The 25,356-nt window shown below is 72.9% G+C and carries 25 protein-coding genes; 15 read left to right on the plus strand and 10 right to left on the minus strand.

All coding sequences use genetic code 11. The features are described 5' to 3' along the window. Nucleotides 1-76 precede the first annotated feature (76 nt). Both J2X26_RS11715 and J2X26_RS11720 read left to right on the plus strand, forming a co-directional pair. Entirely contained in the window at nucleotides 77-688 is a 612-nt protein-coding gene (locus tag J2X26_RS11715) for an NADPH-dependent F420 reductase (protein ID WP_307492467.1), read from the plus strand. Next, nucleotides 685-1,536, plus strand: a complete 852-nt coding sequence (locus tag J2X26_RS11720; RefSeq protein WP_307492468.1) for a VOC family protein — start codon at nucleotides 685-687, stop codon at nucleotides 1,534-1,536. The genes J2X26_RS11715 and J2X26_RS11720 overlap by 4 nt, the downstream gene beginning before the upstream one ends. Nucleotides 1,537-1,561: 25 nt before the next feature. Here the strand turns inward: J2X26_RS11720 and J2X26_RS11725 are convergent, their stop codons facing one another. Continuing rightward, nucleotides 1,562-4,267 carry an AAA family ATPase gene (locus J2X26_RS11725; protein WP_307492470.1) on the minus strand — a complete coding sequence of 902 codons (2,706 nt, stop codon included), beginning with the start codon at nucleotides 4,265-4,267 and terminating at the stop codon, nucleotides 1,562-1,564. A gap of 111 nt (nucleotides 4,268-4,378) precedes the next feature. Between J2X26_RS11725 and J2X26_RS11730 the strand changes: the two genes are divergently transcribed. Continuing rightward, nucleotides 4,379-5,458, plus strand: coding sequence for a class I SAM-dependent methyltransferase (locus J2X26_RS11730; RefSeq protein ID WP_307492471.1), 1,080 nt, complete (start codon nucleotides 4,379-4,381; stop codon nucleotides 5,456-5,458). Between the two features lie 32 nt (nucleotides 5,459-5,490). Continuing rightward, nucleotides 5,491-7,629: an alpha/beta hydrolase gene (locus J2X26_RS11735; protein ID WP_307492472.1), complete on the plus strand. Its 2,139-nt coding sequence runs from the start codon at nucleotides 5,491-5,493 to the stop codon at nucleotides 7,627-7,629. Here the strand turns inward: J2X26_RS11735 and J2X26_RS11740 are convergent. Together J2X26_RS11740 and J2X26_RS11745 are read right to left on the minus strand one after the other, a co-directional pair. Next, complete coding sequence (locus tag J2X26_RS11740) at nucleotides 7,626-7,922, minus strand: DUF1905 domain-containing protein (protein ID WP_307492473.1); 297 nt, start codon at nucleotides 7,920-7,922, stop codon at nucleotides 7,626-7,628. The two genes, J2X26_RS11735 and J2X26_RS11740, sit on opposite strands and share 4 nt — an antisense overlap. After that, nucleotides 7,919-8,683 (minus strand): NAD-dependent epimerase/dehydratase family protein, encoded by a 765-nt coding sequence (locus J2X26_RS11745; protein WP_307492475.1) that lies wholly within the window; start codon nucleotides 8,681-8,683, stop codon nucleotides 7,919-7,921. Before J2X26_RS11745 ends, J2X26_RS11740 begins: the two co-directional genes overlap by 4 nt. 78 nt (nucleotides 8,684-8,761) lie before the next feature. On the opposite strand from J2X26_RS11745, the gene J2X26_RS11750 reads away from it, so the two are divergent. Further along, the gene (locus J2X26_RS11750) at nucleotides 8,762-9,277 is read left to right on the plus strand and encodes a mycothiol transferase (RefSeq protein WP_307492477.1); all 516 of its coding nucleotides are present in this window, start codon (nucleotides 8,762-8,764) and stop codon (nucleotides 9,275-9,277) included. On the opposite strand, the gene J2X26_RS11755 is transcribed toward J2X26_RS11750, so the two are convergent. Then, nucleotides 9,264-10,892, minus strand: coding sequence for an acyltransferase (locus J2X26_RS11755; protein ID WP_307492479.1), 1,629 nt, complete (start codon nucleotides 10,890-10,892; stop codon nucleotides 9,264-9,266). The genes J2X26_RS11750 and J2X26_RS11755 overlap by 14 nt on opposite strands. A gap of 65 nt (nucleotides 10,893-10,957) precedes the next feature. On the opposite strand from J2X26_RS11755, the gene rlmC reads away from it, so the two are divergent. Both rlmC and J2X26_RS11765 read left to right on the plus strand, forming a co-directional pair. Beyond that, nucleotides 10,958-12,103 (plus strand): 23S rRNA (uracil(747)-C(5))-methyltransferase RlmC, encoded by a 1,146-nt coding sequence (gene rlmC / locus J2X26_RS11760; protein WP_307492481.1) that lies wholly within the window; start codon nucleotides 10,958-10,960, stop codon nucleotides 12,101-12,103. A gap of 15 nt (nucleotides 12,104-12,118) precedes the next feature. After that, nucleotides 12,119-13,249 carry a flavin-containing monooxygenase gene (locus J2X26_RS11765; protein WP_307492484.1) on the plus strand — a complete coding sequence of 377 codons (1,131 nt, stop codon included), beginning with the start codon at nucleotides 12,119-12,121 and terminating at the stop codon, nucleotides 13,247-13,249. 9 nt (nucleotides 13,250-13,258) lie between these two features. On the opposite strand, the gene J2X26_RS11770 is transcribed toward J2X26_RS11765, so the two are convergent. Beyond that, nucleotides 13,259-13,870, minus strand: coding sequence for a dihydrofolate reductase family protein (locus J2X26_RS11770; RefSeq protein ID WP_307492486.1), 612 nt, complete (start codon nucleotides 13,868-13,870; stop codon nucleotides 13,259-13,261). Nucleotides 13,871-13,917: 47 nt separating this feature from the next. On the opposite strand from J2X26_RS11770, the gene J2X26_RS11775 reads away from it, so the two are divergent. From J2X26_RS11775 to J2X26_RS11785, 3 genes are read left to right on the plus strand one after another with little or no spacing between them, the layout of a single operon-like run. After that, on the plus strand, nucleotides 13,918-15,309 hold the full coding sequence (locus tag J2X26_RS11775) for a PLP-dependent aminotransferase family protein (RefSeq protein ID WP_307492488.1): 1,392 nt from the start codon (nucleotides 13,918-13,920) through the stop codon (nucleotides 15,307-15,309). Nucleotides 15,310-15,365: 56 nt separating this feature from the next. After that, entirely contained in the window at nucleotides 15,366-15,710 is a 345-nt protein-coding gene (locus tag J2X26_RS11780; RefSeq protein ID WP_307492490.1) for an ArsR/SmtB family transcription factor, read from the plus strand. Further along, entirely contained in the window at nucleotides 15,707-16,150 is a 444-nt protein-coding gene (locus J2X26_RS11785; protein WP_307492492.1) for an SRPBCC family protein, read from the plus strand. The genes J2X26_RS11780 and J2X26_RS11785 overlap by 4 nt, the downstream gene beginning before the upstream one ends. On the opposite strand, the gene J2X26_RS11790 is transcribed toward J2X26_RS11785, so the two are convergent. Beyond that, the gene (locus tag J2X26_RS11790; protein ID WP_307492495.1) at nucleotides 16,131-16,706 is read right to left on the minus strand and encodes a DUF998 domain-containing protein; all 576 of its coding nucleotides are present in this window, start codon (nucleotides 16,704-16,706) and stop codon (nucleotides 16,131-16,133) included. The two genes, J2X26_RS11785 and J2X26_RS11790, sit on opposite strands and share 20 nt — an antisense overlap. A gap of 41 nt (nucleotides 16,707-16,747) precedes the next feature. On the opposite strand from J2X26_RS11790, the gene J2X26_RS11795 reads away from it, so the two are divergent. The 5 genes from J2X26_RS11795 (at nucleotide 16,748) to J2X26_RS11815 (ending at nucleotide 21,942) form a co-directional block, all read left to right on the plus strand. Beyond that, entirely contained in the window at nucleotides 16,748-17,545 is a 798-nt protein-coding gene (locus J2X26_RS11795) for a glycoside hydrolase family 16 protein (RefSeq protein ID WP_307492496.1), read from the plus strand. A 98-nt stretch (nucleotides 17,546-17,643) separates the two neighbouring features. Next, nucleotides 17,644-18,156 carry a hypothetical protein gene (locus tag J2X26_RS11800; RefSeq protein WP_307492498.1) on the plus strand — a complete coding sequence of 171 codons (513 nt, stop codon included), beginning with the start codon at nucleotides 17,644-17,646 and terminating at the stop codon, nucleotides 18,154-18,156. 9 nt (nucleotides 18,157-18,165) lie between these two features. Next, nucleotides 18,166-19,584 carry a flotillin family protein gene (locus tag J2X26_RS11805; RefSeq protein ID WP_307492499.1) on the plus strand — a complete coding sequence of 473 codons (1,419 nt, stop codon included), beginning with the start codon at nucleotides 18,166-18,168 and terminating at the stop codon, nucleotides 19,582-19,584. Between the two features lie 17 nt (nucleotides 19,585-19,601). Continuing rightward, complete coding sequence (locus tag J2X26_RS11810) at nucleotides 19,602-20,417, plus strand: alpha/beta fold hydrolase (RefSeq protein WP_307492501.1); 816 nt, start codon at nucleotides 19,602-19,604, stop codon at nucleotides 20,415-20,417. Next, entirely contained in the window at nucleotides 20,401-21,942 is a 1,542-nt protein-coding gene (locus J2X26_RS11815) for a SpoIIE family protein phosphatase (protein WP_307492502.1), read from the plus strand. The genes J2X26_RS11810 and J2X26_RS11815 overlap by 17 nt, the downstream gene beginning before the upstream one ends. 24 nt (nucleotides 21,943-21,966) lie before the next feature. Here J2X26_RS11815 and dhaK read toward each other — a convergent pair whose 3' ends face one another. The 4 genes from dhaK to J2X26_RS11835 form a co-directional block, all read right to left on the minus strand. Then, the gene (gene dhaK, locus J2X26_RS11820; protein WP_307492503.1) at nucleotides 21,967-22,962 is read right to left on the minus strand and encodes a dihydroxyacetone kinase subunit DhaK; all 996 of its coding nucleotides are present in this window, start codon (nucleotides 22,960-22,962) and stop codon (nucleotides 21,967-21,969) included. Between the two features lie 74 nt (nucleotides 22,963-23,036). Next, nucleotides 23,037-23,657, minus strand: a complete 621-nt coding sequence (dhaL, locus tag J2X26_RS11825; protein ID WP_307492505.1) for a dihydroxyacetone kinase subunit DhaL — start codon at nucleotides 23,655-23,657, stop codon at nucleotides 23,037-23,039. Nucleotides 23,658-23,672: 15 nt separating this feature from the next. Further along, nucleotides 23,673-24,449 carry an HAD-IA family hydrolase gene (locus J2X26_RS11830; protein WP_307492507.1) on the minus strand — a complete coding sequence of 259 codons (777 nt, stop codon included), beginning with the start codon at nucleotides 24,447-24,449 and terminating at the stop codon, nucleotides 23,673-23,675. Beyond that, on the minus strand, nucleotides 24,446-25,306 hold the full coding sequence (locus J2X26_RS11835; protein WP_307492509.1) for a class II fructose-bisphosphate aldolase: 861 nt from the start codon (nucleotides 25,304-25,306) through the stop codon (nucleotides 24,446-24,448). Before J2X26_RS11835 ends, J2X26_RS11830 begins: the two co-directional genes overlap by 4 nt. Nucleotides 25,307-25,356: the final 50 nt, after the last annotated feature.

The following is a 25,356-nucleotide window of genomic DNA, read 5'->3' on the forward strand; positions in this document are numbered from 1 at the left end:
CGACCGTACCAAATACTTGACGCTACAACTATCAGGCGTAGAGTACTTGTAGCAACAACCAATCGAGGAGGACGCTATGAGCACGGTGACGATCGTCGGAGCGGGCAACATGGGTGCGGCCATCGCGTGGCGCGTGATCGCGGGCGGGAACGACGCGCAGGTGCTCACCCGGACGCCGCTGAAGGTCGCCATCCCTGGGGCGAAGCACGGCACGGTCGGGGACCCGATCACCGGTGACATCGTCGTCCTCGCGCTCCCGTACGCCGCCGTGCCCGAGGTGCTCGCGCAGTACGAGGGCCAGCTCGACGGCAAGGTCATCGTGGACATCACCAACCCGGTCGACCTCGCGACGTTCGACTCCCTGGTCGTCCCGACGGGCAGCTCGGCGGCCGCCGTCATCGCCGAGGCCGTGCCCGGCGCGTCGGTGCTCAAGGCCTTCAACACCACGTTCGCGGCGACGCTCACCACCGGCGAGGTGGGCAACGAGCGGACCACGGTCCTCGTCGCGGGCGACGACGCCGACGCCAAGGCCGCGCTCGCTGCCGTCGTCGACGCGGGCGGGCTGCGGGTGGTCGACGCCGGCTCGCTCAAGCGCGCGCACGAGCTCGAGGCCTTCGGGTTCCTGCAGCTCACCCTCGCCGCGACCGAGCAGACGTCGTGGACCGGCGGGTTCGGGCTGACGGCATGACCGAGATCCTCGACGCCCGGACCGACGTCGGCGCCGTCACCCTCAAGGTCGGCGACCTCGACGCGATGACCGACTACTACGCGCGCGGCATCGGCCTCAGCGTCCTCGGGCAGGAGGGCGACCGCGTCACCCTCGGCCGGCTGGGCGTCCCGTCCGTCGTGCTCGAGCACACCCCCCTGCTCAAGCACGCGCCGTCGTCGGCGGCCGGGCTCTTCCACACCGCGATCCTCTTCGGCGAGCAGAGCGACCTCGCCTCGTCGGTGTTCTCCGTCGCCCGGCACTTCCCGACGTCGTTCACCGGCAGCTCCGACCACCTCGTGTCCAAGGCGCTGTACTTCGACGACCCCGAGGGCAACGGCGTCGAGCTGTACTGGGACCGGCCGCGCGAGCAGTGGGGCTGGGAGGACGGTCGCGTCGCGATGGCCACCGAGTACCTCGACCCGAACGCGTTCCTGCGGGAGAACCTCGTCGACCCCGACGCCCTCGACGGGGCCGCCGCCGTCGGCCACGTCCACCTCAAGGTCGGCGACATCACCACCGCGCACGAGTTCTACGTCGACACTGTCGGGTTCGAGGTCACCGCCGAGTACGGCACGCAGGCGCTGTTCGTCTCCGCCGGCGGCTACCACCACCACCTCGCGATGAACACGTGGCAGAGCCGGGGCGCGCAGGGTCGGTGGCCTGCGCTCGGCCTGGGCGAGGTCACCATCGAGCTGCCCACCGACGACGAGCGCGGAGCCCTCGGTGCCCGGCTCGCGAGTCGCGGCATCGCGACCCGCGACGACGGCCGCGTGCTGACGTTCGAGGACCCGTGGAACAACGAGATCCGCGTGGTCGTCGCGGGCTGAACGGTGCTCAGCCAGGACCGCGCCGTCAGACCGGGATCGCGTCCGCCAACTCCTCGCGTGACCGGATCCCGAGCTTCAGGTACACGTTGCGCCGGTGGTACTCGATCGTCTTCGGGCTGAGGAACAGTGCCGCGCCGGTCTCCCGCGTGGTGCGCCCGCTGGCCAGCATGCGGGCGACCTGCAGCTCCTGCGGCGTGAGGTGGTCGAGCCCGGTGGAGCTGCGGCGCTGGGCAGTCTCTCCGGTGGCGCGCAGCTCGGCGGCGGCCTGGTCGGCCCACGGGACGGCGCCGAGGCGCTCGAAGGCCGCCAGTGCGGTGCGCAGGTGCGGCCGGGAGTCGACGCGACGCTTCAGGCGCCGCAGGCGCGAGCCGTACGCGAGCTCGGTGCGGGCGGCCTCGAAGTCGTCGGGGGTGTGCTGGTGGTAGGCGAGGGCGACCGAGAAGCACACGTCGACGTCGGGGTCGGGGCAGGTCATGCCGGCAGCGCGTGCAGCGCGGGCCATCGACCACGGCTGGCCCTTGATCTCGGCGCGCTCGGTCAGCGTCCGCGCCAGGGTGCTCGCCTCGTCGGCCAGCCCCAGGTGCACCATCGCCTCGACCATCTCGGCGGCGGGGGAGAGGTCGACGTCGACGAGGCCGAGGTCGGTCAGGACGGCGTCGAGCTCGCGGTACCGCTCGAGCGCGGCGTCCGTGCGGCCGAGGCCGAGCTCGAGCTCGGCGAGGGCGGTCATCGCCCAGGTCTGGAAGAACCCGAGGTGGTGCTCACCGGCGAGCGCCAGGGCCTCCTCGGCGTGTGCTCGACAGGCGTCGACGTCCCCGCGTCGTGCCTCGAGCCAGGACAGCCCCGCCAGGCACGCGGTGACGTCGGTGGCCTGACCGGCCTCGCGCGCGAGCTGGATCGCCTCGGTGTACCCGGCGACGGCGTCGTCCCACCGGTCGGTGGTCGCCTGGTCGCGGGCGACGTAGAACAGCAGGATCGGCAGTCCGCCGATGTCGCTGCGGCGTCGCGAGTGGGCGACGACGGTGGGGATGAGGTCACGGCCGACCGCGCTCTCCCGCAGGTACAGCGGCGCGACGACGAGCCAGGGGGCCAGCTGGGGGTCGTCGAGGAAGGTGTCGACCTCCGCGGACGCCGACCGCAGGAGCTCCGGTCCGCCGGCTCCGGCGAGGATGTCCGCCACGGAGGTCGCCATCGCCCCGACCCATCGGGCCTCCGCGGTCTGCGGGTCGAGCCCGGCGATGAGCCGCGCCGCCGACTCTGCCGCGGCGACGTCCCCGGCGAACTGGCTGGCCAGGATCGCTTCGGCCAGCAGCATGACGGCGGTGTCGGGGTCGTCGTCGGCGGCGCGCGTGCCGGCGGCGAGGTAGACGTCGCGGGCACGTTCGACGGCACCGGTCCGCGCGGCGACGGCTCCGTCGAGCGCCGCGGACCGCGTGCGCAGCCCGTTGGACAGGGGAAGGGCGGAGGCGCGGTCGAGCAGGTCGCGGGCGCTGTCGGGGAGTCCTGCGCGCCAGGCGCTCTCCGCCGCTGAGATGAGGCGCACCGCGCGGTCGGCAGGGTCGGGGGTCAGCCGCGCCGCGCGCTCGTACCCGGCGGAGGCCACGGCCCACGCGCCGCGGGCCCGGGCGCGGGTGGCGGCGTCGTCGAGAACGCCCGCGACGGCGGCGTCCGGGGTGGCCGTGGCCTCGCCGAGGTGCCACGCGTGCCGGTCCACGTCGGCCGCGGGCACCGCCCGTGCGAGGGCGGCGTGCACCGCGCGACGGGCCGTCGGCGGGGCCTCGGCGTAGACGCCGGACCGGACCAGGTCGTGGCGGAACACGATCCGGGCCGCGTCGACGGTGAGCAGCCCACCGCGCGCCGCCTCGTCGAGATCGCTGACGGACACGCCGAGCAGCACGCAGGCGCCCGCGACGGTCGCGAGGTCCCCGCCGGCTGCCGCCGCGACGAGCAGCGCCGTCCGGGTGTCCGCCGAGAGCGCGTCGGCGCGGCGGGCGAACGTACGGGCCAGGGAGGCCGGGACCGGCACGGGTGCACCGGGCGGCAGGGCGTCGAACCCCTCGTCGGTGAGCTCGAGCAGCGCGAGCGGGTTGCCGGCGGCCGACGTCAGCAGGCGGGACCGCGCCTCGGCCGAGAGGCGGTGGCCGAGCCCGGCCGCCAGCGACTCCGCATCGGCCGCTTCGAGGCCGCCGACCACGAGCTCCGGGAGCCCGGCCGAGCGGACCACCGACGGTTCGTCGCGCGCGGCGAGCAGGACGACGACGGGGTCGGCGGTGAGGCGTCGGGCGGCGAAGCAGAGCGCCTGCGCCGACGGTGGGTCGAGCAGGTGGGCGTCGTCGACGATGACGGCGAGCGGCCGGTCCTCGGCGACGCGGCTGAGCAGGCTGAGCACGGCGGCGCCGACCGCGAACCGTTCACCGCTGGATCCCGGCACCAGCGCGAGCGCCGAGCCCAGGGCCTCGGCCTGCGGTGCGGGGAGGGCGTCGAGCTGGTCCAGCACGGGGCGCAGGAGCTGGAGCAGACCTCCGAACGGCACCTCCCGCTCGGCATCGACGCCGGCCGCGCGCAGCACCCGCATGCCCGCGGCGCCGATCGCCGACTCGGCGTCGTCGAGCAGCGCGCTCTTGCCGATCCCCGCCTCGCCGGACAGCAGGAGCGTGCCGCTCTCACCCACGCGCGCGGAGGCCACCAGCCTGCTGATGACCTGCCGTTCGCGCTCGCGTCCGACCAGCACGGATCGAGTCTAGGGAGCACACCAGGGGGGTCCCCTGATGCGATGGTCGCACCCGGACGGCCAGGGTCGGACACGACATATCCGACACCGTCTCCGAGGAGAACCACGATCATGACCGAGACGCTTCCCCAGCGGACCATCGACCCCGACAAGCTCATGTCCTTCGTGTTCCGCGCCGTCGACGAGGTCGGCGCCACCCTGAACACCGCGACGGTGGTGATGGGCGACAAGCTCGGCTACTACGCGGTGATGGCCGACGGCCGACCCGTGACCCCCGCGGAGCTCGCGGAGCAGACGTCGACGAGCGAGCACTACGCCCGCGAGTGGCTCAACAACCAGGCCGCGGGCGCCATCGTCGAGTACGACGCCGAGACGCGCCGGTACACGCTGCCCGCCGAGCACGCCGTCGCGCTCGCGGACCCGACGAGCCCGGCGTACCTGGCCGGCTTCTTCCAGCTGGCGCTGGGCACGGTCCACGGCGCCGAGAGCATCTACCAGGCGGCGCGCGACGGTGACGGCATCGGTTGGCACGAGCACCACACGGACGTCCACCACGGGTGTGAGCGTTTCTTCCGCACGATGTACAACGGGCACCTGCTCAACGAGTGGATCCCGGCGCTCGACGGCGTCGCGGCGAAGCTCGAGGCGGGTGGCAAGGTCGCCGACGTCGGCTGCGGCCACGGTGCGTCGACGATCCTGCTGGCGAAGGCCTTCCCGAACGCCACGTTCGTCGGCTCGGACTACCACGCGGCCTCGATCGAGGTCGCCCGCGAGCGCGCGGCGGCCGCCGGGGTCTCCGACCGGGTGACGTTCGAGGTCACGGCCGCGACCGGGTTCACCGGGACCGGGTACGACCTGATCGCGATGTTCGACTGCCTGCACGACATGGGCGACCCGGTGGGTGCGGCCCGGCACGTACGCGAGGCGATCGCCCCGGACGGCACGTGGATGGTCGTCGAGCCGATGGCCGGCGACCGCGTCGAGGACAACTTCAACACCGTCGGCCGGGCGTACTACGGGTTCTCCACCCTGCTGTGCACCCCGGCGTCGCTGAGCCAGGACGTCGGTCTGGCTCTCGGCACGCAGGCGGGTCCGGCGAAGATCCGCGACGTCTCCACGGCGGCCGGGTTCACGGCGTTCCGGACCGCCGCGTCCACCCCGTTCAACAACGTGTTCGAGGTCCGTCCGTGACTCGGGATCCTCTCCAGGCGGACACTGCTCGGGTGAGTGCTCACCCGAGCAGGTCCGCCGATCCCGACGTCACGGGCGTCACGGTGCGGGACGGCGTCGAGCTGGCGTACGAGGTCTTCCACCAGGACCACCCCACCACGGTGGTCCTGGTTCCGACCTGGTCGATCGTGCCCTCGCGGTTCTGGAAGGCGCAGATCGGGTTCCTGGCCCGGCACTACCGGGTGATCACGTTCGACGGCCGGGGGAGCGGGCGGTCGGGCCGGCCGGAGGGAGCCGAGGCGTACACGGACCGGCAGTACGCCGACGACATCCTGGCGGTGCTGGACGCGACCGCGACCGAGAACGCCGTGCTGGTCACCGAGTCGTGCGGTGCGTCCTGGGCGGTGCACGTCGCGGTGGGGGACCCCGAGCGGGTGCTCGGGATCATGGCGATCGCCCCGTCGTGCGGCCTCGACGTGGCCACGCCCGGCCGTGACCACGTGCCGTGGGACGAGCCGCTGGACTCGACCGAGGGCTGGGCCAAGTACAACAAGCACTACTGGCTCGGCGACGGCTACGACGACTTCACGGAGTTCTTCTTCCACAAGATGTTCTCCGAGCCGCACTCGACCAAGCAGATCGAGGACTGCGTCGGCTGGGCGCACGAGATCTCGCCGCAGACGCTCGCGGACACCACCGCAGGGCGGATCGGGTGCGACGGCGCGGTGTGCGAGCCGGTGGCCCCGCTGGCCCGGCAGGTGACGTGCCCGGTCGTCGTGGTGCACGGCACCGAGGACCGGATCCGGCCGGCGGCGTTCGGTGAGCGGTTGGCCGAGCTCACCGGCGGAGAGCTCGTGCTGCTGGAGCACGCCGGGCACGGTCCGTCGGCGCGCGACCCGGTGAAGATCAACCACCTGATCGCACAGCTCGTCGACCGGTTCGTCCCGCACAGGGAATCCCGCACGACATGGGTGCGGGCGATGCGACGACCGCGGAAGGCGCTGTACCTCTCGTCGCCCATCGGGCTCGGGCACGCGCAGCGGGACGTCGCGGTCGCGGCGGAGCTGCGGGCACGCCGGCCGGAGCTGCAGATCGACTGGCTCGCGCAGAACCCGGTCACCCGGGTGCTCGCGCGGCACGGCGAGACGGTCCACCCCGCGTCGGCGTGGCTGCGCAACGAGTCGGGCCACATCGAGCACGAGGCCGGCGAGCACGACCTGCACGCGTTCCAGGCCATCCGCCGGATGGACGAGATCCTGGTGCACAACTTCATGGTCTTCGACGAGGTGGTGGCCGACGGCGGCTACGACCTGGTGATCGGCGACGAGGCGTGGGACGTCGACTACTTCCTGCACGAGAACCCCGAGCTCAAGCGGTTCTCGTTCGCGTGGATGACGGACTTCGTCGGCTGGCTCCCGATGCCCGACGGTGGCCCGCGCGAGGCGGCGCTGACCGCGGACTACAACGCGGAGATGATCGAGCAGCGTGCCCGGTTCGCGCGTGTGCGGGATCGCTCGGTGTTCGTCGGGGACCCGGACGACGTGGTCGAGGACGACTTCGGCCCCGGGCTGCCGAGCATCCGGACGTGGACGGAGGAGAACTTCGACTTCGCCGGGTACGTCACCGGGTTCGACCCCGCGGAGCTGGAGGGCATCGAGCGGTTGCGTGCGGAGCTCGGTGTGGGTCCGGGGGAGAAGCTCTGCCTGGTCACGGTCGGCGGGTCCGGCGTCGGGACGTCGCTGCTGCGCCGGGTCATGGACGTCGTGCCGCTGGTCCGCCAGCTCGCGCCGGAGCTCCGGTTCGCGTTCGTCACCGGCCCCCGGATCGACCCGTCGTCGTTGCCGGCCTGGGAGGGCTCGATGGTGCTCGGCTACGTGCCCGACCTGTTCCGGCACCTGGCCGCGTGCGACGTCGCGGTGGTCCAGGGTGGCCTGACCACGACCATGGAGCTGACGGCCCTGAACAAGCCGTTCGTGTACGTCCCTCTGCGGCACCACTTCGAGCAGAACCTGCACGTGCGCAAGCGGCTCGACCGGTACGAGGCGGGCCGGCACCTGGCCTACGAGGACGCGGTCGACCCGGACGCGCTCGCGGAGGCCATCGTGAAGGAGGCCAGCCGCGACGTGCGGTACCGCCCGGTCGCCACGGACGGTGCGGCGCGGGCGGCGGCGATGCTGGCCGAGCTCGTCTAGAGGTCCACCAGGGCGAGGTGCACCCGCACGGTGTCGCCGACGTCGAGCCCCTCGGCCTTGCGGACCGCCTTCTTCACGGGCAGCACGTACGTGTCCGTCGACGGGAAGATCGACGTCCGCCACACGGTGGTGCCGACGGTCACCTCGACGCGCACCGAACCGAAGCCGCGTGCGGAGTCGCCGACGAGGTCCAGCACCTCGTCGGCGACCTGCGTGGGCAGGCTGACGAACGTCCACGCGTCGCTCTTGCGGGCGTCCCACAACCACAGCGGCGCCTCGAACTCGTACGTCATGACGCCGCCATGTCGCCGCCGAGCAGGCTCGGACCCGTGTACTCGGTGACGTCACCGGCGAACTGTTCGGCGTCGTCCTGCGGTGCGTAGCCCAGCGCCCGCGCACCAGTGAGGTCCCACCAGCCGCGGGTGTTCGCCGAGATGCCGTAGACGACGGTCGGACCGCTCACCGGACCGCGCAGCGCGGCGTCGACGAGCCGGACGGCGTCGCCCGGGCTCAGCCAGATGCCGAGGTCGAACGCGGAGAGCGGCCGGTCGACGCAGCTGCCGATCCGCAACGACACCACCTCCAGCCCGTGCCGGTCCGCGTAGAGGCTGCCGAGCGCCTCGAGCGCCGCCTTGGAGACGCCGTAGAGGGTGTCCGGCCGGACGGGCCGGTCCGTCGGCGCGACCGACCCGGTGGGGTAGAACCCGACGGCGTGGCACGAGCTGGCCAGGACGGCGCGCCGCACACCGGCACGGCGCGCGGCCTCCAGGACGCGGTAGGTGCCGTCGATGTTCGTCCGGCGGAGGGCGTCCCACGTGTCCTCGTGCGGGATGGCGGCCAGGTGCACGACGGCGACCGCGCCGGCCATCGCGTCCGTCAGGGCGTCGAGGGCGCCGTCGTCGCCGATGTCGATCGCGGCGTGCGCCTCGCCGGGGTCCGCGGTGTCGACCAGGACGAGCTCCCACCCCCGCGCCGGGAGGCCCCCGTCCACCCGCCGCAGGTACGTGCCGATGCGGCCCGCCGCGCCGGTCACCACCACCACCGTGTCGCCCATCGATCCTCCCGGTCTCCGTCGCGCGCTCGGCCGAACGCCGACGTACCGTCGATCGTCTCTGACAAAGGATGGTGCTGCATGGATGTTGCCGGACTCCTGATCGAGTCGTTCGGACGGCTGGACGGGGTGCTGACCCGCGCCGTCGACGCGTTGAGCGTCGACGAGCTGGCCTTCCGGCCCGACCCGCAGGCGAACTCCATCGCGTGGCTCGCGTGGCACGCCGCGCGCGGCGAGGACGCGCAGATCGCCGACGTCGCCGGCTCCGAGCAGGTGTGGACCAGCCAGGGCTGGGCGGACCGGTTCGACCTGCCGTTCGACGACTCGGCGACGGGTTACGGCCACAGCGCGCAGGACGTCGGCCGGGTGCGGGCGTCGTCGGACCTGCTGCTCGCCTATGCCCGGGCGGTCGCGGACCGCACGCAGGACTACCTCGCCGGGCTCACGGACAGCGACCTCGACCGCGTGGTCGACGAGCGCTGGGACCCGCCGGTGACGCTCGGTGTCCGGCTGGTCAGCATCGTCGGCGACAGCCTCCAGCACGCCGGTCAGGCGGCGTACGTGCGTGGGCTGCTGGAGCGCTCTACCCGAGCGTGAGCGCCGCCTCCGGCCGGTGCACGCCGCGTGGCCGGTAGCCGAGGGCGTCGGACTGGTCGAGCAGGTCGGCCGCGTACCAGAGGGTGGCCAGCCACATCTCCGTGCCCTGCAGGGTGGGGGTGCCGCCAGGCCCGGTCTCGAACGCGAAGCCTCGGCCCGGGACCCACCGCCGGACGATCCGCTCGGCGTGCGTGCGGGCGACCTGCTGGATCTCGGGCCACCGGTGGCGTCGGTCGTGCCGGGTCAGCCACCACAGGGGGTGCAGCACGTCGAGCGCGTCGCACGCGGTCTCGCGGCCGGGGCCGAACGTGCGGGGGTCGGCGGCGTGGCGAAGGATCGCGTCGATCGTCGCCTCGGTGCCGGGCAGGTCGACGCCGAGCTGGGCGAACGTCCCGCGGACCGTCCGGTAGAAGCCGTTGACGGGGAGCCGTAGACCGTCGACGTCCCTCGCGACACCCCACAGGCCCGTGCCCGGGTCTCGGTGCACCAGGAGCCAGCCCAGCAGGGCATCGACGACCCCGTCCGGAACGGGACGGCCCGCCCGGAGCTCCCAGGTCAACGCGGTGCCCAGCGCGTCGGCGCGGTGGCCGGCCGACCAGGCGTCGTGCGGGAAGTCGAGGTCCTGAAGCGCGCGGACCACCCCCGCGGGGTCGAGCGTGGCGACGGGTGCGAGCGGGGCCGGCCACCCGGATCCGAGCAGGTCGAGGGCATAGCCGACGCAGAGCAGGTGGTAGACGTCGGTGTCGTCCCCGAGCCCCGGGAGCGGGAGGTCAGGGACGGCCACCGACGAGCCGAGCTCGTGGACCAGTCCGTCGTCCGCCTGCCAGCCGCGCAGCCGGGCCAGGTGCTCGGCGCGGGACCACGGCGCGGGTGGGGTGCCGAGCAGCAGGTCGGCGATCTCGACGGCGTCGCAGTGCGCGCGGACGGTGGGCTCGCGGCCGGGGGAGTCGGTCCACGCAGAACCGTCCCAGTGCCGCGCGAGCAGGTCCGGGGCGTCGGCGCGAGCCTGGTCGGCGAAGGAGCGCAGGGCGTCGGGTGACGCCCCGACGGTCCGGCGATCGCGGACGACCCGAGCGGGGTTCCCGACGACCACGGCCCACTCGGGGACGTCCCGGGTCACGACGGACCCGGCGCCGACCACGGCGTGCGAGCCGATGCGGACACCGTCGAGCACGACGACGTGCGAGCCGATCCAGACGTCGTCGCCGACCGTGATCCCGAGCGAGGACATCGGCTGCCGGAAGATCGGCTCGGTGAGGTCGGCCATGCCGTGGTCGAACCCGAGCAGGCTGGTCTGGCCGCCGATCCGCACGGCGTCGCCCAGCCGGACCGTCCCGCGCACGACCGTGCTGACGTTGACGGTGCAGTCGGCGCCGATGACGAGGTCACCCGACAGGTGCGCGTAGGCAGCCACGGTCGACCGGTCACCCAGGGTGAGCGTGTCGGGGTGGACCGCGGCGAGCCGGGACACCACGCAGTCCCGCCCGATGGTGTGGCCGCGGGCACGCAGCTCGTCCTGGTAGGCGGCCTGGTCGGCGCGGGTCGCGGGGGAGGCCAGCTGCCCGAACGACCAGGGTGCGTAGTCCTCGCGCAGCGCGATCTCGTGCTCGTCCATGGACCGTCTCCCTCGTCGGAACCCCTGAATCCTTTCACGATCCCACCCGCGTAGGCTTCCCGACCATGCGGTGTGCCTACTTCGATGCAGGGGTCTGCCGCTCCTGCACCTGGATGGGGCGCCCGCACGGCGAGCAGGTGGCCGACAAGGAGCGGCACTGCGCCAACCTGCTCGGCGAGCGCGACGACCTGGTGTGGCTGCCCCCGGTCGCGGGCCGCGAGTCGGGGTACCGCAACAAGGCGAAGATGGTGGTCGGTGGGACGGTCGAGCACCCGACCCTCGGCATCCTCGATGCCGGCGGCCAGGGCGTGGACCTGCAGGGCTGCGGCCTGTATCCCGGCTCGCTCGCGGCCTGCTTCCCGGTGCTCGCGGCGTTCGTCACCCGCGCGACCCTGACGCCCTACGACGTCCCGGCGCGCACCGGCGAGCTGAAGAACCTGCTGCTCACGCAGTCCCCGGACGGTGAGCTCCTGCTCCGGTTCGTGCTGCGTTCGCAGGAACCGGTGGCCCGGATACGCAAGCACCTGCCGTGGCTCCTGGACGCGCTGCCACAGCTGCGGGTGGTGTCCGTGAACCTGCTGCCCGACCACAAGGCGGTGCTCGAGGGCGAGCGGGAGATCCTGCTGACGGCCACCGAGACCCTGCGGATGCGCGTGAACGGGATCGACCTGCACCTGCGCCCACAGAGCTTCTTCCAGACGAACACGGAGGTCGCAGCCGCCCTGTACCGGCACGCGGCGTCCTGGGTGGAGGAGCTGGCGCCGGCCACCGTGTGGGACCTGTACTGCGGCGTGGGCGGGTTCGCGCTGCACGTGGCCGCGCGTGGCCGTGAGGTCGTCGGCATCGAGACGAGCGTCGAGGCGATCGCGAGCGCGACCCTGAGCGCCGCTGACCTCGGCCTCGCCGGCGTGCGGTTCGCCGCCGGGGATGCGACGGAGTTCGCGCTGAGCGCCCCAGCCCCCGACCTGGTGATCGTCAACCCGCCGCGGCGGGGGATCGGCGAGGTCCTGAGCCGCTGGCTGGAGGCCTCCGACGTGCGGCACGTCGTCTACTCCAGCTGCAACGCGGCCTCGCTCGCCCGCGACCTCGCGCTCATGCCGTCTCTGCGCCCCCGCCGCGCGCAGGTGCTCGACATGTTCCCCCAGACGACCCACTACGAGGTGCTCACACTTCTCGAGCGCACCTCACCCTCTTGGACGGGCGTCCATTAGACGATAGGAAGAGGCATGAGCACCTCTCCCGTCATCGTCATCGGCGCCGGACCCGCCGGCCTCGCGGTCGCCGCCTCGTTGCGGCAGCAGGGTGTGCGCGCCCTGGTCCTCGAGCGTGCCGACGACGTCGGCGCCTCGTGGCGGCGGCATTACGAGCGGCTGCACCTGCACACCACCCGCCGCTGGTCGGGGCTGCCGGGCTTTCCGATCCCGCACCGCTTCGGCCGGTGGGTCGCCCGCGCGGACGTCGTCAACTACCTCGAGATGTACGCCGTGCACCACCGGATCGACGTGCGGACCGGCGTCCAGGTGAAGCGTGTCGCCCGGGAGGGCTACGGCAGCTGGGTGGTCGAGACCGAGGCGGGGGAGTCGTTCACCGCGTCGACCGTCGTCGTCGCGACGGGGTACAACCACACGCCCGTGCCGCCGGCGTGGCCGGGCGTCGAGAACTTCCCCGGTGAGCTCGTGCACGCCTCGGAGTACCGGAACGCCGCGCCGTACCGCGGCAAGGACGTGCTCGTCGTCGGCGCGGGCAACACCGGCTCGGAGATCGCGGTCGACCTCACCGAGGGCGGGGCGTCGCGCGTCCGGCTCGCCATCCGCACGGCCCCGCACATCGTCCGGCGCTCGAACCTCGGCTGGCCGGCGCAGGGCACCGGCATCCTGGTGCGCCACCTGCCCGTCCCGGTGGTGGACCGCATCGCGGCCCTGGTGGCCCGCGTCGAGGTACCGGACCTGTCGTCGTACGGCCTCCCGCGACCGACCACCGGTCTGTACTCGCGCGTGAAGGAGGGCTCGGTCCCGCTGCAGGACGTCGGGTTGATCGCCGCGGTGCAGGCGGGGCTGGTCGAGCCGGTGACGGCGGTCGAGTCGTTCGACGACGACGGCGCCGTGGTGCTGTCCGACGGCTCGCGGCTCACACCGGACGTGATCGTCGCGGCCACCGGCTACCGCCGCGGGCTGGAGGCGCTGGTCGGCGACCTCGGCGTGCTCGACGAGCGCGGGCTGCCGCGGGTGCACGGACCGCGGAACTTCCACTCGGCGCCCGGTCTCTACTTCACGGGGTACACCAACCCGATCAGTGGCATGTTCCGCGAGCTGCGGATCGACGCCGAGCGGATCGCCCGGGCGATCGGCCGCGCCTGACGGGACGCGTCAGCGCACGACGCGGAACGTGAGGTGCGTGGCCTCGTCCGTCGCGACGAGGCCGGTGCGGACCAGCTCGGTCGTCGTGTCCCCGTCGACGTCGAGCAGCCGTTCGCCCCGGTGCAGGAGGACCGGCACCAGGTTGAGGGTGATCTCGTCGACCAGGCCGGCGGTCAGCGCCTGGCGGGACACGTCGGCGCCGCCCATCACCAGCACGTCCCGGTCGCCCGCGGCAGCGACGGCCTGGGCCACGGCGCTCGCGACGCCGTCCGTGACGAACGTGAAGGTGGCGCTCGTCATGGGCCGCGGCTCGTGAGGGCGGTGCGTCACGACGAACGTGGGCACCGGGAACGGGGTGTCCTTCCACAGCTCGACCCCGATGTCGTAGGTCCGGCGCCCGACGACGACGGCGCCGGTGCGGGCGAACGCCTCCGCCGCGACGGCGGCGTCCGCTCCGGTGGGTGTCGTTCCGGCGGCGGCGACGTCACGGTCGCCACCCGCCGGGAACAGCCAGCGGTGCAGCCGCTCGCCGCCGACGCCCAACGGCGCCGCGTCCGACGTGTCGGGTCCGGCGCTGAACCCGTCCAACGACACCGATGCACTCACTCGCACGATTCCCATGCGGCCCACGCTAGGTCGCGACCGGACCACCGGTAAGGTCCACTTCTGTGACCGTCGAGTGGTCCACTTCTCCACCGCCGCTGGTGCTGCGGGTGGACCGCGACGCGCCGGACCTCCTGCGCGACCAGCTGCAGGACGCGCTGCGGGACGCGATCCGTGACGGACGCCTGGTGCGAGGGGAGCGGCTGCCGTCGTCGCGCGCGCTCGCCGGCGAGCTGGGGGTCGCGCGGGGGGTGGTGACCGAGTGCTACGCACAGCTCCAGGCTGAGGGGTACCTCCGCTCGCAGCGCGGCTCGGCCACGTGGGTGGGTGACGCGGGCCTGCCGACGGCCGAAGCCGCCCTGCCGTCGGTCGAGGTGCCGCCGCTGCGCGTCGACCTGCGTCCGGGGCTGCCCGACCTGTCGTCGTTCCCGCGTGCCGACTGGGCCCGCTGCCTGCGGGACGCGGTCCGCGACGCCCCGGACGCGGTGCTCGGGTACCCCGACGGGGCCGGCGTCCCGGAGCTCCGCGAGGTTCTTGCCGGCTATCTGCGCCGCGTGCGCAACGCCCACGCCCGCGCCTCGGAGGTCGTCGTCTGCGCGGGGTTCGCGCAGGGGCTGCACCTCGTGCTGCAGGCGCTCGTCGCGCGCGGGCTGACCACGCTCGCCGTCGAGGACCCGGGGGACCGCGACTCGCACGCGGTCGCGGCCGGGCTCGGCATCCGGGTGGTGCCCGTGCCGGTCGACGCCGACGGGATCGTGGTCGAGGCGCTCGGTGAGGCCGGAGCGGTGCTGGTGACCCCGGCGCACCAGTCGCCCACCGGGGTGCTGCTGAGCGCGCGGCGCCGGCAGGAGCTCGTCGCATGGGCGCGGGAGCGCGACGCCGCGATCCTCGAGGACGACTACGACGCCGAGTTCCGGTACGGCGACGAGCCCGTCGGGGCGCTCCAGGGCCTCGCGCCCGACCGCGTGGTGCTGCTCGGCTCGGTGAGCAAGTCGCTGGCGCCCGGGCTCCGGCTCGGCTGGGTCGTGTGCCCGCCAGAGCTGGTGCGGTCGGTCGCCGACGGCAAGGCGCTCGCGGACCGCGGGTCACCCGTGCTGGACCAGCTGGCGCTGGCATGGATGGTCCGCTCCGGCCGGTACGACCGGCACCTGCGCCGGATGCGCGTGCGCTACGCACAGCGGAGGGCGGTGCTGGTCGGGGCTCTGCGTGAGCACGCACCGGGGGTGCGGGTCGGTGGGCTGGCGGCCGGCTTCCACGTCGTCGCGACGCTGCCTCCGGGTGTGTCCGAGGAGGAGGTCATCGCGGCTGCGAGGGAGCGGTCGGTCGGGCTGTACCCGATGAGCGGATACCGAACGTCGTCCGTCGCCGCAGGTCCGCAGCTGGTGCTCGGCTACGGAAACGTCCGGACGCCGGCCGTCGCGGACGCGATCCTGCGGGTCGCCGATCTTCTCGGTTGACCGCCGCAGGGAGCCGATGTACGTTGAAGACGTTCCTTAATTAAGGAGTTGCTGAAATGCCAGCTCGGGACGCGTTGAGCGTGGTCTTCGCCGCGCTCGCCGACCCCACGAGGCGCGCGATCCTCACGCACCTCCAGCAAGGACCCTCGACCGCCGGGGACGTGGCAGCACCGTTCGCCATGAGCCGGTCGGCGATCTCCCAGCACCTGCGGGTGCTCGAGGACGCCGGTCTGATCGAGCGGACGGTGACCGCGCAGTGGCGTACCTGCGTCCTGCGCACCGAGCCGCTCGACGAGGTCGCGACGTGGGTGGACAGCCACCGACGCCTGTGGGACGAGCGGTTCGACCTGCTGGACGAGCGGCTGCGGCGGCTCCACGAGAGACAAGGAGAGGCACCATGACCGAGACCGACCAGAAGACCTTCACCATCACGCGCATCTTCGACGCCCCGCGGGCAGCGATCTGGCACGCGTGGACCGACCCCGACGAGGCTGCGGCCTGGTGGCACCCGGAGGGGGTCGTCACCCCTCGGGACTCGGTCGAGCTCGACGTCCGACCCGGGGGCTCGTACCGGTACACGATGATCGATCCCAAGGGCGGGAAGTACCCCACGGGCGGCGTCTACCACGAGGTCGTCGAGCCGGAGCGGCTCGTGTTCACGTGGGCCGACCCGGGCGACCCGCAGGACGGGGCGCCGGTGGTCACGGTGACCCTGGAGGACCTGGGGGAGCGGACGCGGATGGTCTTCCACGTGGACGGCCACGGCGGGCAGCCCGGCGACGAGAGCGTCTACGACGGCTGGGACTCGGCGTTCGACGTCCTCACGCGGCACCTGGCGTAGCGCGACGCAGGGCGACGACGACCACCAGCGGCCAGACCGCCTGAGCGCCGGCCACGGCCCGCTCCGAGAGGCCGATCAGGTCGCCGTCGCCCTGCAGCTCGACGACGAACCAGCCGAGCAGCCCCGTGAGCACGACCGACGCGCCGACGGTGACGGCCGGCCGCAGGACGCCGGGCGCACCGCGGCGTGCGGCCAGCGCGGGCCAGAGCGCGAGCGCGCCGAACCCGATCCCGGCGGCGACGCCGTGCGCCTGCGGGGCGGCGTCGGACGGGAACAGCGCGACGGCGAGGGTGGCGGCCCCGCCGATCGCGTGCAGCACCCGCGCCCGCCGCGGGACCGGTCGGAGGCCGGCTGCGGTGACCATGTGCGCGACGCCGGTGATCGCCAGACCCGCCGTCATGATCCACGGGTCCGTCGCCGTCGAGGTCGCGAGCGCGCTGATCGTCTCCTGCACGGGGTCGAACGACGGCTGCCGTGCGGCGGCCAGCGTCCAGCCACCGATCATGGCGACGGGGGCGGCGATCGCGGACGCGAGCGCCCAGCGGGGGACGGTCATGGGGGCTGCCTTCTGGTCGGGAGGTGTCGGAGACTGGGTTCGTGACCGACCGCCCCGACGGATGGGTGCTGGCTTTCGAGGACCACTTCGACGGCCCCGGGCTCGATCCTGCCGTGTGGCTGCCGCACTACCTGCCGGCGTGGAGCTCCCGCGCGCAGACGGCCGCCTCCTACGAGTTGCGCGACTCCTGCCTGCACCTGCGCATCCCGCCGGAGCAGGGGCTGTGGTGCGCCGACGACCACGTGCCGCCGATGCGCGTGTCGGGCATCCAGTCCGGCAACTTCTCCGGCCCGGTCGGCAGCACCCGGGGGCAGCAGCCGTACCAGGACGGTGTCCGCGTGCGCGAGGCGCAGGAGGCGTTCTGGGGCTGGACCCCGTCCGGCGGGTACGTCGAGCTGCGGGCGCGTGCCGTGGTCACGCCGCGGTCGATGGTCGCGTTCTGGATGGTGGGGCTCGAGGACGAGCCGGACCGCTGCGCGGAGGTCTGCGTGACCGAGATGTTCGGCGACGCCGTCGAGCCCGGGTCGGCGGCCGTGGGCATGGGTCTGCACGCGTTCCGCGACCCTTCCGTGGCCGAGGACTTCGCGGCGGTCCGGCTGCCGCTCGACGTCGCCGAGCTCCACACGTACGCGGTCGACTGGTCGGCCGAGCAGGCCACGTTCCTCGTCGACGGCATGGTGGTGCGCCGCTGCCCCCGGCCGCCGACGTACCCGATGCAGATGATGCTCGCGGTCTTCGACTTCCCCGAGAGGTCCGTCGGGGACGACGCGGACGCGGTTCCCGAGCTCGTGGTGGACAGGTTGCGGGGCTATGTGCGCCGCCGTTCGGATGGTTTCTGAACTCGTCGCCCACACGGGCGCCAAACCGGCTCGCGAACGCGATCCCGCACGGTATAACCGAGCGGCCGCCATCTTCGCCGACCCGAGGACTCCGACGCATGCTGATCTTCTGGGTGATCGCCGGGGTGGCGCTGCTGCTCCTGCTCCTCACCGTCGTCTTCGGCGACTTCCTCGACGGGGTCATCGACGCGATCGACGTCACCGGCGGGTACCTCTCGTCGACGGTCGTGCTGTCGTTCCTGGCCGCGTTCGGCATCGTCGGTGGCCTGGTGCTGGCGACGACGGACGCGAGCGTGCTGCTCGCCACCCTCGCCGGCGTCGTGGCCGGTGCCGCGGTCGGCGCCGGGGCCGGTGTGGCCACGCGTGCGCTGACCAACGGCCCGACGGCCCACCAGATCACCAGCAGCGACTACGTCGGCCAGCCCGCCACGGTCACCACCTCGATCCCGTCCGACGGGCTCGGTCAGATCTCCCTCGTCGTCGCCGGTCAGAGCACCGCGCTCGCGGCCCGCGCCGACGCCCCGGTGCCCACCGGCGCCGGCGTGACGGTCGTCGCCAACCTCGGTCCCGGCGTCGTCAAGGTCGCCACCACCTCCACCCAGTCTCTCTAGGAGCTCTCCGTGCCCGAATCCTGGCTTCCCGTCGCCGGCGTCGCAGGTCTCGTCCTGGTCGTCCTGCTCGTCGGCATGGCGATCGCCAAGCGCTACCGCGTGGCCCGGCCCAACGAGGCGTTCATCGTCACGGGCCGCAAGGGCAAGACGTCGAACGACCTGTCGGGGCAGAAGGTGGTGACCGGTGGTGGCGTGTTCGTCCTGCCGTTCGTCCAGCAGCTGTCGGTGCTCGACATGTCGTCCCGCCGGATCACGGTCGAGGTCAACGGCGCCCCGTCGTCGCAGGGCATCGCGCTGAACGTGTCAGGCGTCGCGATCGTCAAGGTGCACAACGAGGACGTCTCCATCCGCGCGGCCGCCCAGCGCTTCGGCAGCCAGCAGGAGGAGATCGACAGCTTCACGACGAACCAGCTCTCCGGTGCGCTGCGCGCCATCGTCGGCAACCTGACCGTGGAGCAGGTCATCCGGGACCGCGAGTCGTTCTCCCAGCAGGTGCTCGAGTCGGTCACCGGGTCGCTGAGCGCGCAGGGGCTGAGCCTCGACGCGTTCACCATCCAGGAGGTCGGCGACCACGGCGGTGGCTCGTACATCCTCGACATGGGCCGCGCGTCGGCCGCCGCGATCCGCCGCGAGGCCGAGATCGCCGAGGCCGAGGCACGCCGGCTCTCCGAGGAGAAGCGGATCCATTCCGAGACGGAGGTGGCCAACTACCAGCGCGCGCTCGACCTGCGGCAGGCGGAGATCCTCGCCGAGACGGACCGTGCCAAGGCCCTGTCGGCGTCGGCCGGACCGCTCGAGGCCGCTGCCCGCCAGCAGGAGATCCTCGCCCAGGAGGAGCTCGTCGCGGAGCGGCAGGCCACCCTGACCGAGCGCCAGCTGGACACCACCGTGCGCCGGCCCGCCGACGCCGAGCGCTACCGCCTCGAGCAGCAGGCCGAGGCGCAGCGCGTCACCGCCGTCAAGGCCGCCGAGGCGGCCAAGGCCGAGAACGAGCTCCGTGGCGCCGGTGAGCTGGCGCTCCGGTCGGCCCAGGCGCGGGCCACCGAGCTCGAGGGTGCGGCGGTGGCCGCTGCGGTCCTCGCCCGCGGCAAGGCCGACGCCGAGGCGCTGCAGAAGCGGGCGGAGGCGTACAAGGAGTTCAACCAGGCGGCCGTGTTCGACCGTCTGCTGGAGACCCTCCCGGAGATCGCCAAGCAGCTCGCCGCGCCCATGGCCAGCATCGACACGCTCACGGTCGTCTCGACGGACGGCGCGTCGGCGCTGCCCAAGGCCGTCGCGGGCAACTTCCTGCAGCTCCAGGAGCTGATCAAGTCGACCACCGGGCTGGACCTGACGCAGATCGTGCACCAGCTGACGGACTCCTCCACGTTGGTCGTGCCGACGGAGCCGGTACCGGCGACCAACGGGTCACCGACCTCCGCGGTCTGACGCATACGCTCGACCCTATGAGCGTGCTCACCCGGAACAACGTCGTGCTCTCGGGCGTCCCGAGCGCGCCGGCCATGGTGTTCGCTCACGGGTTCGGGTGCGACCAGAGCATGTGGCGGTTCGTCGCGCCCGCGTTCGAGGCGACCCACCGGGTGGTCCTGTTCGACCACGTCGGCGCGGGCGGCTCCGACCTGGGCGCCTACGACCCGCAGCGGTACGGCTCGCTGCACGGGTACGCGGACGACGTGGTGCAGATCCTGGACGCGCTCGACGTGGGCCCGGTGGTGTTCGTCGGGCACTCGGTGAGCGCGATGATCGGCGTCCTCGCGGCGGCGCGCCGGCCGGAGCTGTTCGACCGGCTGGTGCTCGTCGGACCCAGCCCGCGGTACGTCGACGATGATGACGGCGGGTACAGGGGTGGCTTCTCTGCTGCGGAGATCGACGAGCTGCTGGCGACCATGGACGACAACTACCTCGGTTGGTCCGCGTTCATCGCGCCGGTGATCGTGGGCAACGCGGACCGGCCCGGGCTGGGCGAGGAGCTGACCAACTCGTTCTGCCGCACGGACCCCGCGATCGCCCGGCGGTTCGCGCGGACCACGTTCCTGGCGGACAACCGCGCCGACCTCGCGGGTGTCACCACGCCGGCCCTGGTGCTCCAGTGCCGCGAGGACGTCATCGCGCCCCCGGAGGTCGGCCGGTACGTCCACGAGCACCTCGCCGGCAGCGAGCTCGTGCTCCTGGACGCCGTCGGGCACTGTCCCAACCTCAGCGCGCCGGACCAGGTCGTCGAGGCCATCACCGCGTACCTGGCCCGTGTCCCCTCCCGATAACGACGCCTGGGACGCCGCTCCGGTCGCGCTCCTGCGGCTGGACGGCGACGGCACGATCCTCGACGCCAACCGCGTGCTCCTCGACTGGGTCGGTCGCCCCGCGCAGGGCCTGCGCCTGGCCGACCTGCTCTCCGTGGGCGGTCGCATCTACTGGGAGACGCACCTGTCCCCGCTGCTGCACATGCAGGGCCGGTTCGACGAGGTCGCGGTGGAGCTGCGCGGCCCGGACGGTCGCCTTCCCGTGCTCATGTCGGCGCTCGTGCACACCGCGGCCGACGGCGGGCGCCGGGTCGACGTGGCGCTGTCCCGGGCCACCGAGCGCTCGCGGTACGAACGCGAGCTGCTCGCTGCGCGGACGGCCGCGGACCGCTTGACGGACCAGCTCCGCGCCCTGCAGGCCACGACGGCGGCCCTGTCGCAGGGCGTCGGGACCGAGGGGGTCGCCCGCGCGCTCGTCGAGGTGGCCGTCACCCACCTGGGCGCCGTGAACGCGACCGTGTGGGTCGCGGCCGAGGACGGCACGCTGGTGCGTCGGACGAGCTCCGGTGCCGGCGCCGAGGAAGGCACCGATGTGCCGGACGAGCCGTGGGCCCCGGCACCGCGCGCGGCGCCCGACCAGCCGCCCGCCGACCGGGTCACGCCCGACGCCGTCGAGCAGCACGCCGGCGGCGTCGTCGTCGTGGCGCTCGGTGCGCCGGACACCCCACGCGGCGTGCTCGTCCTGTCCCCGCGCGACGACCCGTTCGACGTCGGCGTCCTCACCGCCGTCGGGCAGCAGGCGGGACTGGCGCTGGAGCGTGCGCAGCTGTTCGACCAGAAGGCGTCGGTCGCCCACGAGCTCCAGCGCGCACTGCTCAGCACCCATCTGCCGGTCGACGACCGGTTCAGCGTCACGACGGAGTACCGCCCCGGTGTCCAGGCGCTCGAGGTCGGCGGCGACTGGTACGACGCCTTCCTGATCGACGACGACGTGCTCGCGGTGGCGGTCGGCGACGTCGTCGGCCGTGGCCTGCACGCCGCCACCGCCATGGGGCAGCTGCGCAGCGCCGTCCGCGCGCTCGCCGGGCCGGGTGTCGGTCCTGCCGCGCTGCTCACGCGGTTGGACCGGTTCGTGACGCAGGCGGCCGTCGGCTTCATGGCCACGCTGGCGTACGCCGAGATCGACCTGGTGACCGGGCAGGTGCGGTACGCGTGTGCGGGGCACCTGCCACCGCTGCGTTTCACGGCGGGTGGCGCGCACGAGTTCCTGTGGGAGGGCAGGTCGACACCGCTCGGTATCGGCGTCGGCCGGACCGAGGCCGTCACCGTCCTGGCCCCGCAGGACCTGCTCGTGCTCTACACCGACGGTCTCGTCGAGCGCCGGGACCGCCCGCTGCCCGACGGCCTGCACGCCCTGGCGACCGCGGGCGCGGAGCTCGGGGACGGCTCGGTCGCGGACCTGGTCACGGGCCTGCTCGCGCGTGCCGGCGACGAGCGCGACGACGTGTGCGTGCTCGTCGCCGCTTGGACACCGCGGAACCCGTGAGCGAGCCCCGCGGCGTCGTGGGCCTCAGAACACGCGGTTGGCGATCTCGGCGGGGGCCAGCAGCAGCTCGGTGATCTCGTCGTCGAGCTGGACCAGCGTGAGGGACGCGCCGGCCATGTCGAGCGACGTGCAGTACTCGCCGACGTAGCTGCGGCCCACGGTGATGCCCTGGGCGGCGAGCTTCTCGTGCGCCAGCCCGTACAGCAGGTACAGCTCGCTGATCGGGGTGCCGCCGAGGCCGTTGATCATGAGCGCCACCGAGTCGCCCGAGGAGTACGGCAGGTCGGGGACGACCGCGCCCAGCAGCTCGTCGACGATCTCGTCGGCGCTGACCAGCTTGGCGCGACGTCGACCGGGCTCGCCGTGGATGCCGACACCGACCTCCATCTCGTCGTCGGCCAGCTCGAACAGCGGTGAGCCCTTGGCGGGCGGTGTGCACGGCGTCAGGGCGATGCCCATGGTCCGCGTGACGGAGTTGACCTTCTCGCCGATCCGGACCAGCTCCTCCAGCGACGCGCCCGCCTCCGCGGCGGCGCCGACGGCCTTCATGACGAAGAAGTTCCCCGCCACGCCACGCCGACCGACCGTCCACGTGGAGTCCTTGACGGCGACGTCGTCGTTGATGAACAGCGTCCGCACGTTCAGGCCCTCGGCCTCGGCCAGCTCGGCAGCCATCTCGAACGCCATCTTGTCGCCCGTGTAGTTGTTGACCAGCAGCAGGACGCCCTTGTCCGAGGCCAGCAGCTTCGCGGTCTCCAGCACGTACTCCATCGGCGGAGCGGCAAACACGTCACCGGGACACGCCCCGTCCAGCATGCCCTTGCCGACCACCATGACGTGCGCCGGCTCGTGGCCCGACCCGGAGCCCTGGATGATCGACACCTTGTCGGGGCTGGGGGCGTCGGCCCGCATGATCAGGTTGTACTCGGGCACGTACCGCAGGGTGTCGGGGTTGGCCAGGGCGATGCCCTTGAGCATCTCGGGGACGAAGTTCAACGGGTCGTTGACGAACTTCTTCATCAGTCATTCCTCCACATCGTCGTGATCGGTCGACCTGCCGCCGCGTCGCCCCCCGGAGCGCGGACGTGTGTGCGTCACCAGCTGTCGGCGACGCGTTCCGCGAGCACCGCGACCGCGACCGCCCCGGGGTCCAGCGACCCGATGCTGCGCTCGCCCGTGTAGGACGCGCGTCCGCGACGGGCCTGCATGGGCCGGGTCGCCTCGGCGGCGTCCCGGGCGCTGACGGCGGCGGCCTTCGCGATGTCCGCGGGTGCCGACCCCGCCGCGAGCTCGCGCTCGATCGTCTCGGTCATCGGCGCGAGCGCGTCGAGCAGCGTCTTCTCACCGAGGTCGGCGCCGCCGCGCGCCTTGATGCCCTCGATCGCGGCCCGCAGCATCGCGACGACGTCGTCGCCGGCGATCTCCTGCTTGCCCTTGACCTGACCTGCCGCGCGCAGGAACGCGGTGCCCCAGATCGGCCCGGACGTCCCGCCGATCCGGCCCGACATGACGACGGCGACCTTCTGCAGGAACGTGCCCGTGTCGGAGCGGTCGAACGAGTCCCACTGCTCGAGCACCTTCTCGAACCCGCGGGCCAGCGAGAACCCGAAGTCACCGTCGCCGACGACGGAGTCGAGGTCCCCGAAGTACTTCTCGTTCTCGATGCAGCCTTCGGTGATGGTGCGGACGACGGACTCGACGCGGGCATCGGACACGGCAGTCGCTCTCTTCTAGGGGGTGTGCAGGAGGTGCTCGACGTGCGACAGCTCGACCTGGCCGTCGACGGCGACGCCGTGGGGGTCGCTCAGCACGACCGCGGGGTCGTCGGGGAGGTCGCCGAGGGAGCTGACGACGAGGGAGGCGCCGGTGAAGTCCTCGTCGGCGGTGTAGCTGCTCACGGTGACGATCGTCCGCAGCCCGGCACCGAGCGCGGCGCGCAGGCCGTTGGCGCTGTCCTCGACGACGACGACCTCCTCGGGGCCGATGCCGAGCTCCTGCAGTGCGAGCAGGTAGATGTCGGGGGCGGGCTTCTTGGCGGGCACGACGTCCCCGGCGAACACGGTGAACTGTGCGGCGAGCTCGGCACCGACGGCGTGCTCGAGCACCGCCCGGACGGAGGCCTCGGCGGACGTCGACGCGACGGCGAGCCCCCAGCCCTCCGCGGACGCCTCGGCCACGAGCCGCGCGATCCCGGGCCGTCCCGGCAGCACGCCGTCGGCCACGAGAGCCGTGTAGTGCGCGGTCTTCGCCTTGTGCCAGCGCGCGACCAGGTCCCGTTGCTCGTCGGGGTCGGTGGGCAGGTTCGCGGTCTCGACGAACACCGGGGTGAACACGGTCGCGAGCCGTTCCTTGCCGCCACCGATCGCGAGCAGGTGCCCGTACTCCTCCTCGCTCCAGTGGATGGGGAGGCCGGCCTCGGCGAACGTCTGGTTGAACGCGGGCAGGTGGCCGTCGCGCTCGGTGTCGGCCAGGACGCCGTCGCAGTCGAAGATCAGCGTGGGGCTCATGGGGAGGCCTTCCCGGCCGCGCCGAACTCCTCGATGTGCACCGCGATCGCGGCCTGCACGGCTGCGGAGATGTCCCGGAACATCGACGGCGGGTCCCACCTGTTCTTCGCACGCGCCTCGGCGAGGTGCTGCTCGGCCGAGCGCATGTAGGCGACCTTCACGCCGGTCGAGATGTTGATCTTGGACACCCCAGCGGAGATGAACGTCGCGAAGTCCTCGGCGGACAGTCCCGTGCCGCCGTGCAGCACGATCGGGCGGTCGGTCAGCGCGGCGAGCTCCCGCACACGTTCCGGGAGCAGGACCGGCTGCGCCTTGTACTCGCCGTGCGCGGTGCCCAGCTGGGGTGCCAGCAGGTCGGCACCGGTGCGCTCCGCGACGGCGGCCAGCGTCGCGACGTCGTAGGAGTGGAGGCTCACGTCGGACCCGACGCCGTCCTCGACGCCGATGATGTTCTCGATCTCCGACTCGACGTCGACCCCCGCGGCGTGCGCCTCCGCGACCACCTCCGCCGTCTCCCGCTCGGCCGTCTCCAGGTCCCGGTCCGAGGCGTCGAAGAGCACCGACGACCACCCGGCCCGGACGACGTCGGAGATGACGGCCCGGTCGGGGCAGTGGTCGAGGTGCAGCGCGACGGGCACCGGGACGTCGGCGGCGGCGTGCCGGAACATCGTCGTGATCAGGTCGGTGCCGATCGAGCGGACCGTCTTGACGGAGATCTGGATGATCAGCGGCGAGCTCGCGGCCACCGCGGCGGCGACGACGGCGCGCAGGGACAGGTCGTCGAGGATGTTCACCGCCGGCACCGCGTAGCCGCGCTCGCGAGCGGTCCGCGTCATCGCGAGCGTCGACGAGATCATGGCTCAGCCCTCCCGGCGAGCGGTCCTGCACGACCGGGACCGCATCGTCC

The organism is Cellulomonas humilata (assembly GCF_030814415.1).
GTDB lineage: Bacteria > Actinomycetota > Actinomycetes > Actinomycetales > Cellulomonadaceae > Cellulomonas > Cellulomonas humilata_A.

Excerpts from the sequence above, each read along its gene's own strand:
- J2X26_RS11715 (WP_307492467.1), top strand. The coding sequence starts at position 77 with ATGAGCACGGTGACGATCGTCGGAGCGGGCAACATGGGTGCGGCCATC.
- J2X26_RS11720 (WP_307492468.1), top strand. The coding sequence starts at position 685 with ATGACCGAGATCCTCGACGCCCGGACCGACGTCGGCGCCGTCACCCTC.
- J2X26_RS11730 (WP_307492471.1), top strand. The coding sequence starts at position 4,379 with ATGACCGAGACGCTTCCCCAGCGGACCATCGACCCCGACAAGCTCATG.
- J2X26_RS11740 (WP_307492473.1), bottom strand. The coding sequence starts at position 7,922 with ATGACGTACGAGTTCGAGGCGCCGCTGTGGTTGTGGGACGCCCGCAAG.
- J2X26_RS11745 (WP_307492475.1), bottom strand. The coding sequence starts at position 8,683 with ATGGGCGACACGGTGGTGGTGGTGACCGGCGCGGCGGGCCGCATCGGC.
- J2X26_RS11750 (WP_307492477.1), top strand. The coding sequence starts at position 8,762 with ATGGATGTTGCCGGACTCCTGATCGAGTCGTTCGGACGGCTGGACGGG.
- J2X26_RS11755 (WP_307492479.1), bottom strand. The coding sequence starts at position 10,892 with ATGGACGAGCACGAGATCGCGCTGCGCGAGGACTACGCACCCTGGTCG.
- rlmC (WP_307492481.1), top strand. The coding sequence starts at position 10,958 with ATGCGGTGTGCCTACTTCGATGCAGGGGTCTGCCGCTCCTGCACCTGG.
- J2X26_RS11765 (WP_307492484.1), top strand. The coding sequence starts at position 12,119 with ATGAGCACCTCTCCCGTCATCGTCATCGGCGCCGGACCCGCCGGCCTC.
- J2X26_RS11770 (WP_307492486.1), bottom strand. The coding sequence starts at position 13,870 with ATGGGAATCGTGCGAGTGAGTGCATCGGTGTCGTTGGACGGGTTCAGC.
- J2X26_RS11780 (WP_307492490.1), top strand. The coding sequence starts at position 15,366 with ATGCCAGCTCGGGACGCGTTGAGCGTGGTCTTCGCCGCGCTCGCCGAC.
- J2X26_RS11785 (WP_307492492.1), top strand. The coding sequence starts at position 15,707 with ATGACCGAGACCGACCAGAAGACCTTCACCATCACGCGCATCTTCGAC.
- J2X26_RS11790 (WP_307492495.1), bottom strand. The coding sequence starts at position 16,706 with ATGACCGTCCCCCGCTGGGCGCTCGCGTCCGCGATCGCCGCCCCCGTC.
- J2X26_RS11800 (WP_307492498.1), top strand. The coding sequence starts at position 17,644 with ATGCTGATCTTCTGGGTGATCGCCGGGGTGGCGCTGCTGCTCCTGCTC.
- J2X26_RS11810 (WP_307492501.1), top strand. The coding sequence starts at position 19,602 with ATGAGCGTGCTCACCCGGAACAACGTCGTGCTCTCGGGCGTCCCGAGC.
- dhaK (WP_307492503.1), bottom strand. The coding sequence starts at position 22,962 with ATGAAGAAGTTCGTCAACGACCCGTTGAACTTCGTCCCCGAGATGCTC.
- J2X26_RS11830 (WP_307492507.1), bottom strand. The coding sequence starts at position 24,449 with ATGAGCCCCACGCTGATCTTCGACTGCGACGGCGTCCTGGCCGACACC.
- J2X26_RS11835 (WP_307492509.1), bottom strand. The coding sequence starts at position 25,306 with ATGATCTCGTCGACGCTCGCGATGACGCGGACCGCTCGCGAGCGCGGC.